Consider the following 16,301-nt stretch of genomic DNA (forward strand, 5'->3'; position numbering starts at 1 on the left):
TTCTCCTAGAGGTCTTCAGGCCTGGTCGACCGTGATGTGCAGGTTGCCGAGTCGATCGATGGTTCCGGTGGTGTCGTGGGGGACGACGACGGTGGTGGTCGGGACCTCGATGACGGCCGGGCCGCGCAGGACGTGGCCCGCCCGCAGCTTCGTGTAGTCGTAGATGTCGGTGTCGACGTAGCCGCGGGTGGCGCCGAGGCACACCTTGCGGACGCCGGTCAGTGCGACCGACGCGTCCGCCGACTCGCCGGCGGCCAGTTCGGGGAGGACCGGCGAGAACGGCAGGACGCCGGTGCCGCGGACTCGGTAGGTGATCGCCTGGACGCCTGCCTCCCGGAACCCGGAGTCCTTGCCGTACAGGTCGCCGTAGCGCTGCTCGAACACCGCTTCGGCGTCAGCGAGCTTCTGCGCGTCGAGGTCGCCGCCGGGGATCGGGGTGGCGACCTCCGCGAGCTGCATCGTGTACCGCATGTCGATCTCGCGCTCGATCTCGACGGACGAGAAGTGCAGCCCCTGCCGTTCGAGCATCTCGCGGACCTGGGACTCGAGGCCTTCGAAGTTGGCCTGGACGCGGGCCGGGTCGAGCGGCAACGCCGCCGGGTCGGACATCTCCTTGGCGAGCACGATGTCCGACGACGCGAGGCCGTACGCGGAGAACGCCGAGGCCACCTGGCCGAGCGGGACGACGACGTCGGTGGCTCCGATCTCCTGTGCGTACAGGCCGCAGTGGGCGGGGCCGGAACCGCCGAACGCGTAGACGATGAAGTCGCGCGGGTCGTGACCCGCCTCGACGACGGTCTTGCGGAGGAGGTCGCCGGTCTGCGCGTTCTGCACCTCGTAGATCGCGGCGGCGGCGTCTTCCACGGACAACCCGAGGGGTTCGGCGATGCGGGTGCGGATGGCCTCACGGGCCAGGCTCACGTCGAGGGCGCGGCGGCCACCGAGGAGTCCGCGCTCGGGGATTATGCCCAGCACCAGGTTCGCGTCGGTGTTGGTGGGCTCGGTGCCGCCGTTGCCATAGCAGGCCGGGCCGGGGACGGCCTGCGCGCTGTGCGGACCGATCTGCAGGTTGCCGCCCGCATCGATCCAGGCGATCGCGCCGCCGCCGGAGCCGATGGCGTGGACCTCGAGGGTCGGCACGTTGATCGGGTGATGGTTGATGATCGTCGTGGACGATCGGACGGGTTCGCCGCCGACGATGAGGCCGGCCAGGAAGGTGGTGCCGCCCGCGTCGGTGGCGATGATGTTGTCATGGCCGAGCTGCTGTCCGAGTTGGACGGCGCCGACCACACCGCCGGTGAGGACCGAGCCGACAGTCGAGATGGCGTTGCCGGGGGCCTCGGCCGCCGCGACCGCGCCGCCGTTGCTCTGCATCACAAGCAGCGGACCGGTCAGCTTGTGATCACGGAGCTTGGTCTCGAGCTCGCCGAGATAGTCGCGCAGACCCGGACCGACCTGGGTGCTCATGATCGTCGTCGCATTGCGGGCGAACTCGCGGATGCGGGGCGACACCTCGCTGGAGATCGCGACGAACAGGCTCGGGTCGATCTCGTGGGCGATCTCGCGGATCCGCTGCTCGTGCGCCGGGTTGCGGAACGACCACAGCAGCGACACGGCGATCGCGCTGATGCCGTCGGCGATCAGCGTGCGGACGGCGGCGCGCACCTCGTCCTCGTCGAGGGGCACAACAACGCGGCCGTCGCGGTCGACCCGCTCGGTCACTTCGAGGGCGTGACGCTTGCGGACGAGGCCGTGGGACTTGCTCTGCCCGATGGGGTTCTGCAGTTCTTCGGGCGCCCGGCCGAGGTAGCGGCCCTCGACGTTCATGATGTAGATCGAGTCGCGGTGCCCCTTGGTGGTGAGGAACCCGATGTCGGGGACTTTGTTCATCACCAGTGCGTTGAGCGACGACGTGGTGCCGTGCGCGATGTGATGCGTGTTCGCGAGCATCTCGTCGAGCGACTGCCCGAGTTGCTCGGCGAGGACCTCGAGCACGTCCATCACGCCTTCCGAGTAGTCGGGCGGGGTGGACGGAGCCTTGCCCGCCACCACCATTCCTTCTCCGTCGTCCAGAACTGCGTCGGTGAACGTGCCACCGACATCGACGCCGATTACGTATGCCATGAGCCCTGAGATCTCCTTCTGACGTGCCCACCACCCTAGTGATGCGCATCACCTGATGCTTGCTGACGTCGATTATTCGACGCTTGCGCAAAGAAAGTCAAGAGCAGAGCGTAAATTTCTCGACGGTCGCGTCGATGAAGTTCCAGATGGCCTCTCATCTGGCATTTCAAATGAACCCAGTTGCCTCGGAGGACTTGACGAACGAACCGAACGGTCCAATACTCGTCACTAACGACGAATAATTGACACCCACCGAGAGGCACCAATGAACACCCACCGCATCGGGCTGGTCGTTCCCAGCTCCAACGTCACCGTCGAGACCGAGATGCCGCGCATCCTCGGCGCCCACCCGGACGCCGACTTCTCGTTCCATTCCACCCGCATGCGCATGCACCAGGTGTCGCCCGAAGGTCTCGCCGCGATGAACGCGCAGCGCGAGCGCTGCGTCCTCGAGATCGGCGACGCCTCGCCCGAGGTGATCCTCTACGCGTGCCTCGTCGCGATCATGGTCGGCGGCCCCGGCGAGCATCAGCGCGTCGAATCCGCCGTCGCCGAACAACTCGCCACGGGTGGATCGGAAGCCCGTATCCGGTCGAGTGCAGGCGTGCTCGTCGAAGGCGTGCGCGCACTCGACGCGAAACGGGTCAGCCTGGTGATGCCGTACATGCGGCCGCTCGCCGAGCGGGTCGTCGCATATCTGGAGGCCGAAGGAATCGAGATCGTGGAATGGCGGGCCCTCGAAGTGGCCGACAACAACGACGTCGGCTGCATCCCCGGCGACCGAATCATGGAGGCGGCCCGCTCCCTCGACCTGACCGGCGTCGACGCCCTCGTCATCAGCTGCTGCGTGCAGATGCCGTCACTGCACCTCGTCGACGCCGCCGAGAAGGAGTTCGGGCTGCCCGTGCTGTCCGCCGCAACCGCGGGCGCCTACAGCATCCTCCGCGGCCTCGACCTGCCCGTCACCATCCCCGGCGCAGGCAGCCTCCTGCGCTCCGACCTCGACTAGGAGTTCGACATGTCCGAATCAGCACACCTCGTACAGGGCGTCGACCACGTCGCCTACCCCACCTTCGACCCGGCGGGCACTGTTCGGTTCTACCGCGACACCCTCGGCTTCCCCGTGGTGCACTCGATCTGCGCCGCGGGTTGGGGGCCCGACGAGCACCCCGACTTCATCCACTTCTTCTTCGACATCGGCAATGGGGACCGCCTCGCGTTCTTCTACTACTTCGGTCTGGAGCCGTTCGACGGCGGACCGCAGGGCGACTCGTACTCGCGGTTCGGCGAGGAGGTCCCGATCTGGTTCATCCGGTCGCGGCACCTCGCCATCCACGTCGAGAGCGAGGAGCACCTGATGGAGTACCGTCGCCGCCTCGACGCCAGCGACTGGCCCGTGGAGATGCAGATCCAGCACGAGACGATCGAGTCGATCTACACCCACGATCCCAACGGCTACATGATCGAGATCACCCGCGCGATGCGACCGGTGACGCCGCAGGAAGACCTCGACGCCAACCTGACGATCGACGCGCTCGTCGACATCGTCTCCGCACCGAATCCTTCGATGGACGCACTGCTCGTCCGCAAGGCCGAACTGATCGTCGAACGCGCCGAGGCGTGGCAGGAGGTGCAGGCGTGATGATCAGCGTTCTCGTGCTCGACGTCCCCGAGAACCGTCCCGTGGTGGAGGTGGCCGCGACGGCCGACACCGTCACCGTCGAACGGATCGGGCCGTACTTCAAGGTCAGCGCCCCCGGTGAGATCGTCATCGACCGTCGAGCCACCGGCTGTCGTCACGCCGTCTGGTACAGCAGTGTCGCCGGACTGATCGCGGCCCGCATCATCCAGTGGGACAAGGACGCGATTCGTCTGGAGCAGCGATGACGTCGCCGCGGCTCGGCGCGGGCCGGTACATCGAGTCGGCGGCGATCCCGGAGTCCACGGTGACGTCGGCGCACGAACTGTCGACGTCCGACGGCGCGAAGGTCAACGGCGTCCTGCGGACGACGCCCGGCGCGACGACGGTCGTGTCGTTGATGCACCCGCGGCAGGATCTCACTCATCACGTTCTGGTTCCCGAACTGCTCGCGCGCGGCTACGCGGTATGGACGCAGGGCGCACGGTCGACGAACAACGACCTCAACCTGATCCACGAGCAGGCGTTGCTCGACGCCGCGGCGGGCCAGGTCCTTCTACGGGACCGCGGATTCGACAGGCGCGTCACACTCGGCCATTCGGGCGGTGGAACCCTGTTCGCCTTCTATCACCAGCAGGCGTGGCTGACGCCCGAGGAGCGTCTGACCGCCGCCCCGTCCGGCCGCCGTGTCGACCTCGCATCCGCCGACATGCCGGTCCCCGACGCCGCCGTCTTCATGGCCCCGCATCCCGGACAAGGCGCGTTGCTGCAACGGCTCATCGACCCGTCGGTCGCCGACGAGACCGATCCCATGTCGGTGGACGCGACGCTCGACCCGTTCTCCCCGGACAACGGTTTCGCCGAACCGGGGACGTCGTCGACGTACTCCCCCGAGTTCGTGATGCGGTACCGCTCGGCGCAGGCCGACCGAGTGGCGCGGCTCGATGCGCGTGCGCGGGAACTCGTCGCCGGCACGTCTGCCGCGCGCGCCCGTTTCGCCTCGTCTCAAGATCCGCGCGACCGCCGGGCGGCCCTCGCCCCGCAGGTGATGACCGTGTACCGCACGGACGCCGATCTGCGGTTCATGGACCTGTCGCTCGATCCGAACGATCGACCGTACGGCTCGCTGTTCGGCCGCCGCCCCGACCTCACCGACTACGGGCTCGTCGGATTCTGTCGGCTCGTCACGGCGGAGGCGTGGCTGTCCACGTGGTCTGCGAACACCACCAACGCCGACTTCCTGCGGTGCGCGCCAGGGGTCCGCGTGCCGTCGCTGTTCGTCGAGCTGACAGGCGACGCCGCGTGCTTCCCCGACGACGCGAGGGCGATGGTCGCCGCCCTCGGCTCGTCCGACGTGGAGCACCGCCGCGTGGCAGGCACACACTTCGGCGGACCGATCGCGTCCGGAGCTCCGACGGGCGCCTCACTCGCCGCCGCCGAGATCGGCGACTGGCTCGAAGCCCGTGGCTTCTGATCCCGTCCATCGCATCTACGCGTCTGGACTCCGCTCGACGAGCCGGGTGGGCGTCCACGCGGGAATTTCACGACCGCCCGGCCCGTTGCTCCACGCATGAGCCAGCCTCGCAGCGCGCTGCCGATCGTCGACATGTCACTCCTGAACGGGACCGACGACGATCGGCGCGCGTTCGGCGACTCCCTGCGGACGGCGACCCACGAGTACGGCTTCTTCTACCTCGTGGGACACGGCATCGGCCGCGACGTGCGCGACCGCCTGTTCGCCGCGGCGCGCGAGTTCTTCGCCCTCCCGGAGGCCGACAAGCTCGACGTCGAGATGCTGGGCAGCCCCCAGTTCCGCGGCTACACGCGCTTCGGCGGCGAGTACACGCAGGGCAGCATCGACTGGCGGGAGCAGATCGACGTGGCCGCCGAATACGAACCGCTCGGCGACGGCCCCGCCTACCTGCGGCTCGACGGCCCCAATCAATGGCCTGCCGCCCTACCCGAGTTCCGCGCGGTGATCACCGACTGGGAGAACCGGCTCCACGCGATCGGTCTGAACCTCATGCGCGAATGGGCCGTCGGTCTGGGCGCCGACCGCGACGTCTTCGACGACGCGTTCGCCGAGCGCCCGCACACGCTGCTGAAACTGGTCCGCTATCCGGGCCGCGACACCTCCCAGGACCGCCAGGGCGTCGGCGCCCACAAGGACCCCGGAGTCCTGACGCTGCTGCTCATCGAACCCGGCAAGGGTGGACTGCAGGTGGAGCACGACGGCGACTGGATCGACGTCCCGCCGCTCGACGACGCGTTCGTCGTCAACATCGGCGAGCTGATGGAGTACGCCACCGACGGCTACCTGAAGGCGACGTTGCATCGCGTCCGGTCTCCCGAGGTCGGAGCCGAACGCCTGTCCGTCCCGTACTTCTTCAACCCGGCGCTATCGTCGACGATGCCCCGGATCGACCTGCCCGCCGACCTCGCCGCGCAAGCGCGCGGCGTCACGCTCGACCCCGACAACGTGATCTCCGGGACCTTCGGCGAGAACATGCTCAAAGCCCGTCTCCGCGCGCACCCCGACGTCGCCCGCATCCATCACGCGGACCTTCTCTGCTGACCTGACCCGAGCGAGGCCGCGCTCTGCACCGAACGCGCCGATCGCCCGTGAACCTTGTCATCGACGGTTGACAAATTCAGGTGACATCGCCATTCTGAACTCAGTTCATAAAATGAACGTCGTTCAGAATGGAGTCGGCATGAGCTTCCCATCCCGCGGACCGAACCTGGCGGACCGCCTCGCCAGCCCACGACGCGACACCGACCGAGCACGACTGCGCGCTGCGGTCGAGAGCAAGACCGTGCTGATCACCGGGGCGTCGTACGGACTCGGCGAAGCGACCGCCCGCTCGCTCGGCCACGCCGGGGCGACGGTCGTCCTCGCCGCACGCAGCGTCGACCGCCTCGACGGACTCGCCGCCGAGATCGGCCCGCGGGCCCACACCCACGCGCTCGACCTCACCGACCTCGACTCCGTCACGACCGTCACCGACCGAATGCTCGACGCACACGGCGCTCCGGACATCGTGATCAACAACGCGGGCATGTCGATCCGACGGTCGCTGGCGCTGCAGTACGACCGCCCACAGGATTTCGAGCGGACGATGGCCGTCAACTATCTGGGCCCGGTGCGGATGATGCTCGGCCTGCTTCCGGCGATGCGGGACGCGGGCGGCGGTCACCTGGTGAACGTCTCGACGATCGGCGTCCGGATTCCACCCGGCCCCCGATGGGGCGCCTACCAGGCGTCCAAGGGCGCCTTCGACACGTGGGTGCGCAGCGTGGAACCCGAGCTGGCGGCCGACGGCATCGACGTGACGTCCATCTACATGGCGTTGATCCGCACCCGGATGAGTGCACCGACGCCGATCATGCGCCGACTCCCCGGACTCGACCCCGACGACGCCGCCGACGTGGTCGCCGCCGGTCTCACCCGCAGGCCTCGCAGGCTGGCGCCGTGGTGGGTGCGTCCGACCGAACTGTCGGGCATCGCCGCAGATCGCCTGGTCACCGCGCTCTACTCCCGCAGTCTCCGGCACTCGGCCGACTCCGCGAGCGCCCGCGGCGAAGTTGTCAGCCGATGAACGCCACGCACGTCGCGTCGACGCTGTGGCGCACCGGAATCCTGACCCCGCCCCGCCCGTCGACCGCGATCGGCATGATCCGGTCCGGAACGGCCGTCCCGTCCGGACTCGGCCGGATGGTCCGGCTCTCGGCGGCCCGCTGGCCGATGCGCGTGGCGCTCCGCGACGACAACGGTCCCCTCACCTACCGCGCACTCGTCGACTCCGCCGACGACGCCGCACGTGCACTGGCCGACGTTCACCGGATCGGCCCCGGCTCGCGCGTCGGCGTGATGTGTCGCAACAGCCGTGACTTCGTGATCGCGCTGCTCGCCTCGGCCCGGCTCGGCGCCGACGTCGTGCTGCTCAACACCGACTTCCGCGGCGCCGCCCTCGACGCCGCCGCCACCCAGCAACGACTGTCCCTGGTGATCGCCGCCGCGGAGTTCGCCGACATCGTGTCCGCGACCGGGGTGCCCGTCGCCGACCCCGGCATGAGGTCCGTGCACGGAGCCCTCCCGTCGGTGCCCCGCGAGGGACGGCTCGTCCTGCTCACGTCGGGCACCACCGGCAACCCGCGCGGTGTGCCTCGCGACCCCGACATCGGCGCGCTCCTGGGCATGGTGACGACGGTGCTCGCCCGGACGCGGCTCCGCTGCGGCATGCGGACGATGATCGCCGTCCCGATGTTCCACGCGTTCGGCCTCGCGGTCCTCGGCCTGACACTGTCGTTCAGCGGGACGGCCGTCATGCGCGAACGCTTCGATCCGGTGGCGACCATCGATCTGTGCAGACGCCACGAGGCGCACGCGCTGATGGTGGTCCCGGCCATGCTGGCCCGGATCCTGGACGCCGATCTGCCCGCCGATGCGAAGACCCCGCCCGTCGTTCTCAGCGGCGGTTCCGCGCTCTCCCCGATCACGGCCGCGCGATTCACCGAGCGGTTCGGCGACGTGCTGTACAACGGCTACGGCTCGTCCGAGGTGGCGCTGGCGACCCTCGCCACCCCCGACGACCTGCGTACGCGCCCCGGCACCGTCGGCAAACCCATCGAGGGTGTGCGCATCGCGGTGATCGGCGACGACGGACGACCCGTCCCGACCGGAGCCACCGGACGAGTGTTCGCGGGCGGCGCGTCGGCCGTCGACGAGTACGTCGGAGGCGCCCGCAAGGACACCGTCGCCGGCCTCGTCTCGACGGGCGACCTGGGGCGACTCGACGGCGACGGACGACTCCACGTGATCGGACGGGAGGACGACATGATCGTCTCCGGCGGCGAGAACGTGTACCCGCAAGCCCTGGAGAACGCGCTCGCCGCACACGACGGAATCGTCGACGCCTGCGCATTCGGGGTGGCCGACGACCGGTTCGGTCAGCGGCTCACCGCGCTCGTCGTCTCGCGGGGGTCGTTGACGTCCGACGACGTGATCGATCACCTCTCCACGCGGGTCTCCCGATACGAGCGCCCACGCGAGATCCGGTTCGTCGACGAGATCCCGCGCAACGCGGCGGGGAAGGTGGACCGTGCGGCGGTTCGTCGCCTCGTGGGAGAGGAAGCCCGATGAGCACCGTCCACCTCTTCGACGTCGCGCCGCTGCGTCCACCGTTCGGCGGCGAAGTGCCCACGCAGGCACTGGTGATCGTCGACGACGAGCGGGTGACCGTCGTCGACGCGGGCTTTCCCGCCGCGGTCTTCGCCGACCCCTCGATGATCGGTTTCGAGGCGCGTTTCCTGCGTCTCCCCGACCGCCCGGACTCCGCGTTGGTGAACCGTCTCGCATCGATCGGCGTCGGTCCCGACCAGGTCGGCGACATCGTCCTCACTCACCTGCACAGCGAGCACGCGGCGGGCGTCTGCGACTTCCCCGAGGCGACCGTGCATGTCAGCGCCACCGAACTCGCGGTCGCCACCGGCTCGTCGTTGCGCGCCCGCGTGTCGTACCGGACGCGCTTCTTCGACCACGGTCCCCGCTGGAGCCCGCACGACGGCGACCTCGACTGGCTCGGCGTCCCCGGCTGCACCGAGGTTCTCGACGGGATCGTCCTCGTCCCGCTGCCGGGGCACACCGCCGGGCACTGCGGCGTCGCCGTCCGTCTCGACGACGGGACGTGGTTGCTGCACACCGGCGACGCGAGCTACGCCGACCCGCGCAGCGGGACGCCCGCCGCGTTCCCCCTCGGATTCTACGAGCGGTTCACCGCGGCCGACCGGGCCGCGCAACGACATACCCTGGCGACACTCGCCCGGCTCGCCGCCCGAGACGACGTCCACCTGATGTCGTCGCATCGCATTCCGATGCGACTGCCCCTCACCCTGCGACCCCCAGTCAAGGAGCACGACCGATGACCACCGTCGAGAAGATCGTCGTCCCCGGCGACGAACCGTTCGAAGCACTGATCGCCCTGCCCGACTCCGCCTCCGGCCCGCTGCCCGGCGTCCTGTTGATCCACGACATCACCGGAGCCGAACCCGACATCGAGCGAAACCTGCGGATCATCGCCGACCGCGGGTACGTCGCGCTCGCGCCGCTGCTGTTCACCGTCGGCGGACGACGACGCCTGACCTGCGTCGTCTCCGCACTCGGGTCGCTGTCCACCCGGCGCGGACGGTCGTTCGAGGTCATCGAGCGGGCGCGCATCGCGCTGGCCGAGACGCCCTCGTGCACCGGCGACGTCGCCGTCACCGGATTCTGTATGGGCGGCGGGTTCGCACTCCTCGTCGCCGACCAGAAGTACGCCGCGGCCGCACCGTTCTACGGATCCGTCCTCACCCACGGATTCGCCGGTCCCGACATGTGCCCGGTGGTCGCGTCGTTCGGCTCGCGGGACCCGATCCTCATCCGCGGCGAGAAGCGCCTGGCGAAGGCTCTCGACAAGAACGGCGTCGACCACGACACCAAGACCTACCCAGGAGTCGGACACAGTTTCGCCAACCAGATGGACGTCCCGCAGTCGTTGCTGCGGGTGACGGGCTTCGCCTACGACGAGGACGCCTCCTCGGACGCCTGGGACCGCGTGTTCGCGTTCTTCGACGCCCGATTCGGCGAGCGCGCGTCATGACCAGGTCACCGCGAGTCATCGTCGTCGGTGCGGGCATCGGCGGCATCACCACCGCACACGTCCTGGCCCGCCGAGGCTTCGACGATGTGACGATCCTGGAGAAGGGCGACGAGGCCGGCGGCGTCTGGCACTGGAACACCTATCCCGGTCTGACCTGCGACGTCCCGTCCAACCTGTACCAGTTCGCGTTCGCCCCGAAACCCGACTGGGAACGGGTGTTCGCGACCGGACCGCAGATCAAGCGGTACGTGAACGACGTGATCGATCACCTCGGGCTCCGAGACCGGCTGATCTGCGACGCCGAGGTCGTCTCGACAGTGTTCGCCGACGACGAGTGGACCGTCACGCTCGCCGACGGCCGGACCTTCGTCGCCGACTTCGTCGTCATGGCGACCGGCGTCCTGCATCATCCGAACGTCCCGGACATCCCCGGTCTCGACACATTCGGCGGGCCGGTCGTCCACTCCGCCCGGTGGGATGCCGACCTGCGCATCGAGGGCGAACGCGTCGCCGTCATCGGGTCGGGCTCGACGGGCGTCCAGCTGGTGACGGCCCTGCAGGGCCTCGCATCCCGGGTCCTGCACTTCACGCGGTCGCCGCAATGGGTGATGTGGGCTCCGATGGATCTCAAGCAGTCACGCCTGCTCACCGCGGTGCTCACCCGCTTCCCCGCCGCTCGGTCCGCGCTGTACCGGGCCCTGCTGTCCGGGTCTGGATTCCTCGCCGACGTCACGACGGTCCCCAGCTGGCGCAGGCGAGCGCTGCAGCAGTTCGCGCGGGCCTCGCTCGCGGTGCAGGTGCGCGACCGCCGCACCCGAGCCGCCCTGACGCCCGACTACGAGCCGATGTGCAAGCGGCAGGTCCTCTCCGGCGGCTACTACCGCGCGCTGCAGTCGGTGGACGCCGACCTCGTCGACGCTCCGATCCGCGAGGTGACCGCGACCGGGATCACCACGGGGGACGGCGTCCACCATCCCCTCGACGTGATCGTCCTCGCAACCGGATTCCGCGCACATGACTACATGCGGCCCATGGACCTGCGCGGACGTGACGGCGTGCGCATCGACGACGTGTGGGCCGACGGTCCGCGCGCCTACCGGCTCACCGCGATCCCCGGCTTCCCCAACCTGTTCACCGTCCTGGGCCCCAACTCCCCCACCGGGTCCATCTCGCTGCAGTACACGGCCGAACGGACCGCCGAGGCCATCGCCGACAGACTCGACGAGTTCGCCGCGGGCGTCTTCGACACCATCGAGGTGACCGAGGAGGCGACCGACGAGTTCCTCGCGGAGGCGAACACGGCGATGGGCCCGACGGTGTGGGCCACCGGCTGCGACTCCTGGTACCTCACCCCGGCGGGCGACGTCGACCTGTGGCCGTACGATCGCCGAACGCTCACCCGCATGCTCGCCGAGCACCGCACGGACCACTACCGATTCACCCGATCCCCGATGACCACGCACGGAGCGACCCGATGACGATCCACCACCTGAACTGCGGCACCATGCACCCGATCGGCGGGATGAGGATGGTCTGTCACGTCCTGCTCGTCGAGACCGACAGGGGACTCATGCTCGTCGACACCGGTCTCGGCGTGCGCGACGTCGAGGATCCGGCCGGCCGTATCGGGACTCCCCTGTCGCGTGTCATCCGCCCGGACTTCTCGATGGCGGAGACGGCCCTCGCCCAGGTGTCGGCTCACGGGTTCGCCGCGTCGGACGTCACCGACATCGTGATGACACACCTCGACTCCGACCACGCGGGCGGCATCGACGACTTCCCCGGGGCTCGCCTGCACGTCAGCGCACGCGAGTTCGCGAACGCCGACTCCGAACCCGGACGCTCGCCCGCCGTCCGCTACCGTCCGTGGCGTCGGACGCGGCATCCCGACGACGTCAGGGCGTACGCACAGACACCCGACGACTGGTTCGGGTTCGCAGCGACCGCGCTCGACGGTTTCGGCGACGACATCGCCTACGTGGCGCTTCCCGGCCACACCGCGGGCCACATGGGCGTCGCGATTCGCGACGGCGAGCGTTGGCTGCTGCATGGCGGTGATGCCTTCTATCACCGAAACGTCATACGAGGCGGACGTGTCCCCCGATCGTTGGCGATCGCGCAGTTCGGATCGGCGCGGCAGCCACGAACCGCCCGCGACACTCGACGACGGCTCGCTGACCTGCATGAACGACACGCCGATTCGATACGGATCGTGTGCGCGCACGACAGCGCGCAGCTCGACGAGAGCGCCGTGTCAGACGACACGTGACATTGCGGACCGCACGGACAGTGCAGGATGGACACATGACTTCCGATCCCCAGGATTCGCCCGGCACGCGCTGGGGCGACCGCGAGCAGCGCCGCGCCGACATTCTCCGCGCAGGCGAGTCGCTGCTCGTCTCGGGTGGATACGACGCGCTCCGCATGCGCGACGTCGCGACCGGCGCAGGCATCAGTCTCGGCGCCGTGTACACGTACTACACCAACAAGGAGTCGTTGTTCATCGCCGTCTTCGCGGAGCGGCTCGAAGCCATGCTCGCCGAACTCGAGCCCAAGGTCGCGGAGGCCGAGGACGCCGTGGACGCGTTCATCGTCACCGCGACCATGTACCGCGACGGATACCTGTTGTTCGGCAGACAGTTCGACGCGTTGAGCCTCGTCACCGACGAGGACAAGCTCCAGCCCGAGGTGGTCGAGCAACTGCGCCGGGCGACGGCTCGCATGGTGACGACGCTGTCGTCGTCGCTCGTCCGTTTCGGGTACGAGGGCGACATCCCGCTCGCCATGACGTTCCTCTGGTCGTCGATGCGCGGGCTGGCGAACCATTATGCGTCGGCCCGCAGCCAATTCCTGCCCGTGTCGTGGGACGAGGCCGTCGCATTCTCGGCCGAGTCCCTCGCCCGCAGCCTTCGCATCTCGCCCCGCGCGTAAGGGTGTGTCAGAACGACCAGATCAGCGGGACCACGAAGATCGCGACGATGCCGAACAGCAGCAGGCACGGGAGTCCGAGCTTCCAGTAGTCGCCGAACTTGTACGCGCCCGGCTCGGCGACCATCAGGTTGCCCGGCGTGGCGACGGGAGTCATGAACGACGCCGCGCCCGCGACGGTGATGCCCATCATCATCGGAAGCGGTGAGACGCCGGCGTCCTGGGCGATGGCGACCGCGACCGGCGCGACGATGAGGACCGTCGCGAGATTCGACAGGAACTGTCCGAGGATCAGCACGATGACGACCACCGCCGCCAGCAGCAGGTAGGGCGACGAGTCGCCGAGACGATCGACGAGCGTCGACGAGATCTTGTCGGCCGCGCCGCTGGTCTGCAGGGCCGTCGACAGCGGAATCATGCCCGCGACCACGAACAACGTGGTCAGCGAGATCGACGACTGCGCCTGGCTCGACGTGATCACCCGCAGTCCGACGAGGAGGACGGCCGCCGCGATCACGACAATCGACGCGGGCACCACGTTGACCGCGAGCATCACGCACATCGCGATGAGGACGGCGACGGCGATGTACGAGCTGCGTCCGAGGACCACGGACTGTCGTTTCACCTGGTCGGGGGCGTCGACGGCGAGCACCCCGGAATGGGCGGCCTGGCGTTCCAGCGACTCCCACGCGCCGCGCATCACCAGGACGTCGCCGACGCGCAGCGTGGCCTTGTCGAGGTGTTCCCCACCGCGGTTGACGGCGACGACGATCAGGTCGCCCGACTCGGTGCGCATGCCCGGGTACACCTCGTCGCCGAGGAACGGCGATCGCGGCGGGATGACGATCTCGGTGACACCGTCCTCGTAACTGAGCGACGCGTCGCCCGCATCGAGCGAGTACTGTCCCGCCAGGGTCTCGGCGTAGTCGCCGAGGTCGCGCGGGGCGTTCGCGGGGCTGCGGTGCGGGAGCAGCCGAGGACCGAGGAACACGGCTATCGCGATGACGCCCGCGAGCAGCGGCACACCGACGAGGGCGAACTCGAAGAAGCCGAGGCGACGCGCGTCGGCGTCGACGGCCAGGTCGGACACGAGCAGGTTGATCGGCGTGCCCAGCAGGGTCAGCATCGAGCCCGCGTGGGCGGCGAAGGCCAGCGGGATCAGCATCTGCGACGGCGGCTGTCCGATCTTCACGGCGAGCATCACCGCGACCGGCACCAGCGCGGCGACGGCTCCGTTGACGCTGATCAGCGCCGTCAACGCCGCCGAGAGCAGCATCATCGCGGCGAGGGTCGCCGTGCGGCTCTCACCGATGCGGCGGATCAGCTGCTGCCCGGCCCACGCCGTGACACCGGTCGCGTCGAGCGCTTCACTGACGACGAACAGACCGGCGAGGTAGATGACGATGGGATCGCCGAACCCGGCGATCGCCTGCTCGAAGGTGACGGTGTGCGTGAAGTACAACGCGAGCGTCACCCCGAGCGCGACGATGCCGGGCGAGAAGCGGTTCCAGATGAAGACGGCGATCGCGCAGACGAGAACGATCGAGGTGGTGATGATCGGGTCGATCGGGAGTGCCTTTCTCGTGTCCTGGTCAGATGGAGGCGAGCTGGTCGTCGATCTCGGTGATGCGATCGATGACCGGGTTCTCGATCAGGTGGCCGTGGGCGATCACGGCGCGCGGCTGACGCAACGCCGACAGTGCGTCCATCGGGTTGCGGTCGAGGAGGATGACGTCCGCCGACTTGCCCACCTCGAGCGAACCGGTGACGTCGTCGATTCCGAGGATCCGCGCATTGCCCGCGGTCGCCGTGTTGACGGCCTCGGCGATGGTGAATCCACCGAAGCGGACCAGGTACTCGAGTTCGAGCCAGGTGTTGGCGTGCGTCACGTAGGTGACGGCCGAGTCGGTGCCCATGCCGATCGGGATGTCGTTCTCGCGCGCCGCGGCGATGCCCGCGACCATCTCGTCGAGGACGAGGACCGCGTTGGCGTGTACGACGTCGTTCGCGCTGGTGACGGACTGGTCGAGCTTGACCAGCGGCATGCACGCCTGCAGGGTCGGGATCATCGCCGACCAGCCGCGCAGCGACTTCGGGTTGTCCTTGTAGAGCGCGATCGTCTCCTCGTCCATCGAGCTGCCGTGCTCGATGGTGTCGACGCCCGCGAGCAGAGCGTTGCGGACGCCTTCGACGCTCTGCGCGTGCGCGGCGACGAGCACGCCGCGGGCGTGGGCCTCTTCGCAGACCGCCGTCATCGACGGGACGTCCATCTCGGGGTGCCGGCGTGGCCGATGCACTTGGCGTCGCTGACGCCTCCGGTCGCGGCGATCTTGATGGCGCGGGCGCCGTGGTCGAGGTTCTCGCGGGTCCACTTGCGGGCCGCGTCGACGTCGTCGGCGATGTGCGCGATCATCGGAGCCCCGTGGCCGCCGGTGATCGCCATCAGCGGACCGGACGGCAGAATCCGCGGCCCGACGAGTTCACCCGCGTCGATCTGATCGCGCAGGCCGATGACCTCGTACGAGACGTCGCCGACGGTGCGCAGCGTGGTGACGCCGGTGTGCAGCTGAGTGAGGGCGTTCATCCGCACCCGCTTGCGCAGCATGACGCCGCCGAGCGGCCCCTTGGCGAGGAACGCGGCGATCTTCGACGTCGCCGGGTGCAGCGCGATCTTCGACAGCGGCCTGCCGTCCGCGAACAGGTGCGCGTGAGCGTTGATCAGGCCGGGCATGGCGAAGCGGCCGACGCCGTCGAGGTGTTTGGCGTCGACCGGGATCTGCACGTCGGCGGCCGGACCCGCATACGCGATGGTCCCGTCACTGTCGACGAGGAGGGTCCAGCCTTCGTGAACGGTCCCGGATTCGTCGCCGGTGACGACGGTGACATCTGTGATGGCGATGCTTATGGACATTGTTCAATTCTATCCTTCCGTCGATGCTCCTCGTCAGCGAACTGCACGGCCGGAGCGCCGG

General features: G+C 68.9%; 16 protein-coding genes. 12 read left to right on the forward strand and 4 right to left on the reverse strand.

The annotated features are described in order from the left end of the window. Positions 1-15: 15 nt before the first annotated feature. Entirely contained in the window at positions 16-2,124 is a 2,109-nt protein-coding gene (locus GYB83_RS02615; protein WP_161894019.1) for a hydantoinase/oxoprolinase family protein, read from the reverse strand. Positions 2,125-2,389: 265 nt separating this feature from the next. Between GYB83_RS02615 and GYB83_RS02620 the strand changes: the two genes are divergently transcribed. From GYB83_RS02620 to GYB83_RS02675, 12 genes are all read left to right on the forward strand, one after another. Then, positions 2,390-3,133, forward strand: a complete 744-nt coding sequence (locus GYB83_RS02620; RefSeq protein WP_161894020.1) for a maleate cis-trans isomerase family protein — start codon at positions 2,390-2,392, stop codon at positions 3,131-3,133. Positions 3,134-3,142: 9 nt separating this feature from the next. After that, positions 3,143-3,766: a VOC family protein gene (locus tag GYB83_RS02625; protein ID WP_161894021.1), complete on the forward strand. Its 624-nt coding sequence runs from the start codon at positions 3,143-3,145 to the stop codon at positions 3,764-3,766. Continuing rightward, a complete protein-coding gene (locus GYB83_RS02630; RefSeq protein WP_161894022.1) occupies positions 3,766-4,011 on the forward strand; it encodes a hypothetical protein in 246 nt (81 codons plus the stop codon). Before GYB83_RS02625 ends, GYB83_RS02630 begins: the two co-directional genes overlap by 1 nt. Continuing rightward, on the forward strand, positions 4,008-5,237 hold the full coding sequence (locus GYB83_RS02635) for an alpha/beta hydrolase (protein ID WP_161894023.1): 1,230 nt from the start codon (positions 4,008-4,010) through the stop codon (positions 5,235-5,237). The genes GYB83_RS02630 and GYB83_RS02635 overlap by 4 nt, the downstream gene beginning before the upstream one ends. Positions 5,238-5,333: 96 nt before the next feature. After that, positions 5,334-6,338 carry an isopenicillin N synthase family dioxygenase gene (locus tag GYB83_RS02640; RefSeq protein ID WP_161894024.1) on the forward strand — a complete coding sequence of 335 codons (1,005 nt, stop codon included), beginning with the start codon at positions 5,334-5,336 and terminating at the stop codon, positions 6,336-6,338. 139 nt (positions 6,339-6,477) lie between these two features. Next, positions 6,478-7,362, forward strand: coding sequence for an SDR family NAD(P)-dependent oxidoreductase (locus GYB83_RS02645; protein WP_161894025.1), 885 nt, complete (start codon positions 6,478-6,480; stop codon positions 7,360-7,362). After that, positions 7,359-8,906: an AMP-binding protein gene (locus GYB83_RS02650; RefSeq protein ID WP_161894026.1), complete on the forward strand. Its 1,548-nt coding sequence runs from the start codon at positions 7,359-7,361 to the stop codon at positions 8,904-8,906. The genes GYB83_RS02645 and GYB83_RS02650 overlap by 4 nt, the downstream gene beginning before the upstream one ends. Then, positions 8,903-9,688, forward strand: coding sequence for an MBL fold metallo-hydrolase (locus tag GYB83_RS02655; protein WP_161894027.1), 786 nt, complete (start codon positions 8,903-8,905; stop codon positions 9,686-9,688). The genes GYB83_RS02650 and GYB83_RS02655 overlap by 4 nt, the downstream gene beginning before the upstream one ends. Beyond that, positions 9,685-10,401 (forward strand): dienelactone hydrolase family protein, encoded by a 717-nt coding sequence (locus GYB83_RS02660; protein WP_161894028.1) that lies wholly within the window; start codon positions 9,685-9,687, stop codon positions 10,399-10,401. Before GYB83_RS02655 ends, GYB83_RS02660 begins: the two co-directional genes overlap by 4 nt. After that, entirely contained in the window at positions 10,398-11,879 is a 1,482-nt protein-coding gene (locus GYB83_RS02665; RefSeq protein WP_161894029.1) for a flavin-containing monooxygenase, read from the forward strand. The genes GYB83_RS02660 and GYB83_RS02665 overlap by 4 nt, the downstream gene beginning before the upstream one ends. Beyond that, entirely contained in the window at positions 11,876-12,670 is a 795-nt protein-coding gene (locus GYB83_RS02670) for an MBL fold metallo-hydrolase (protein WP_161894030.1), read from the forward strand. The genes GYB83_RS02665 and GYB83_RS02670 overlap by 4 nt, the downstream gene beginning before the upstream one ends. 35 nt (positions 12,671-12,705) lie before the next feature. Beyond that, positions 12,706-13,332 (forward strand): TetR/AcrR family transcriptional regulator, encoded by a 627-nt coding sequence (locus GYB83_RS02675; protein ID WP_161894031.1) that lies wholly within the window; start codon positions 12,706-12,708, stop codon positions 13,330-13,332. Positions 13,333-13,339: 7 nt separating this feature from the next. On the opposite strand, the gene GYB83_RS02680 is transcribed toward GYB83_RS02675, so the two are convergent. From GYB83_RS02680 to GYB83_RS23800, 3 genes are read right to left on the reverse strand one after another with little or no spacing between them, the layout of a single operon-like run. Beyond that, positions 13,340-14,962, reverse strand: coding sequence for an SLC13 family permease (locus GYB83_RS02680; RefSeq protein ID WP_228461202.1), 1,623 nt, complete (start codon positions 14,960-14,962; stop codon positions 13,340-13,342). Then, on the reverse strand, positions 14,922-15,626 hold the full coding sequence (locus tag GYB83_RS23795; RefSeq protein WP_267130309.1) for an amidohydrolase family protein: 705 nt from the start codon (positions 15,624-15,626) through the stop codon (positions 14,922-14,924). Before GYB83_RS23795 ends, GYB83_RS02680 begins: the two co-directional genes overlap by 41 nt. Further along, positions 15,581-16,240: an amidohydrolase family protein gene (locus GYB83_RS23800; protein WP_267130310.1), complete on the reverse strand. Its 660-nt coding sequence runs from the start codon at positions 16,238-16,240 to the stop codon at positions 15,581-15,583. Before GYB83_RS23800 ends, GYB83_RS23795 begins: the two co-directional genes overlap by 46 nt. Positions 16,241-16,301 lie beyond the last annotated feature (61 nt).

The organism is Gordonia spumicola (genome assembly GCF_009932475.1).
Classification (GTDB): Bacteria; Actinomycetota; Actinomycetes; order Mycobacteriales; family Mycobacteriaceae; genus Gordonia; species Gordonia spumicola.

Bases quoted from the DNA above. Each gene is read 5' to 3' on its own strand.
- GYB83_RS02675 (WP_161894031.1), top strand. From the start codon at position 12,706: ATGACTTCCGATCCCCAGGATTCGCCCGGCACGCGCTGGGGCGACCGC.
- GYB83_RS02645 (WP_161894025.1), top strand. From the start codon at position 6,478: ATGAGCTTCCCATCCCGCGGACCGAACCTGGCGGACCGCCTCGCCAGC.
- GYB83_RS02615 (WP_161894019.1), bottom strand. From the start codon at position 2,124: ATGGCATACGTAATCGGCGTCGATGTCGGTGGCACGTTCACCGACGCA.
- GYB83_RS02620 (WP_161894020.1), top strand. From the start codon at position 2,390: ATGAACACCCACCGCATCGGGCTGGTCGTTCCCAGCTCCAACGTCACC.
- GYB83_RS02640 (WP_161894024.1), top strand. From the start codon at position 5,334: ATGAGCCAGCCTCGCAGCGCGCTGCCGATCGTCGACATGTCACTCCTG.
- GYB83_RS02635 (WP_161894023.1), top strand. From the start codon at position 4,008: ATGACGTCGCCGCGGCTCGGCGCGGGCCGGTACATCGAGTCGGCGGCG.
- GYB83_RS02670 (WP_161894030.1), top strand. From the start codon at position 11,876: ATGACGATCCACCACCTGAACTGCGGCACCATGCACCCGATCGGCGGG.
- GYB83_RS02660 (WP_161894028.1), top strand. From the start codon at position 9,685: ATGACCACCGTCGAGAAGATCGTCGTCCCCGGCGACGAACCGTTCGAA.
- GYB83_RS02625 (WP_161894021.1), top strand. From the start codon at position 3,143: ATGTCCGAATCAGCACACCTCGTACAGGGCGTCGACCACGTCGCCTAC.
- GYB83_RS02655 (WP_161894027.1), top strand. From the start codon at position 8,903: ATGAGCACCGTCCACCTCTTCGACGTCGCGCCGCTGCGTCCACCGTTC.
- GYB83_RS23800 (WP_267130310.1), bottom strand. From the start codon at position 16,240: ATGTCCATAAGCATCGCCATCACAGATGTCACCGTCGTCACCGGCGAC.
- GYB83_RS02650 (WP_161894026.1), top strand. From the start codon at position 7,359: ATGAACGCCACGCACGTCGCGTCGACGCTGTGGCGCACCGGAATCCTG.
- GYB83_RS02665 (WP_161894029.1), top strand. From the start codon at position 10,398: ATGACCAGGTCACCGCGAGTCATCGTCGTCGGTGCGGGCATCGGCGGC.
- GYB83_RS02630 (WP_161894022.1), top strand. From the start codon at position 3,766: ATGATCAGCGTTCTCGTGCTCGACGTCCCCGAGAACCGTCCCGTGGTG.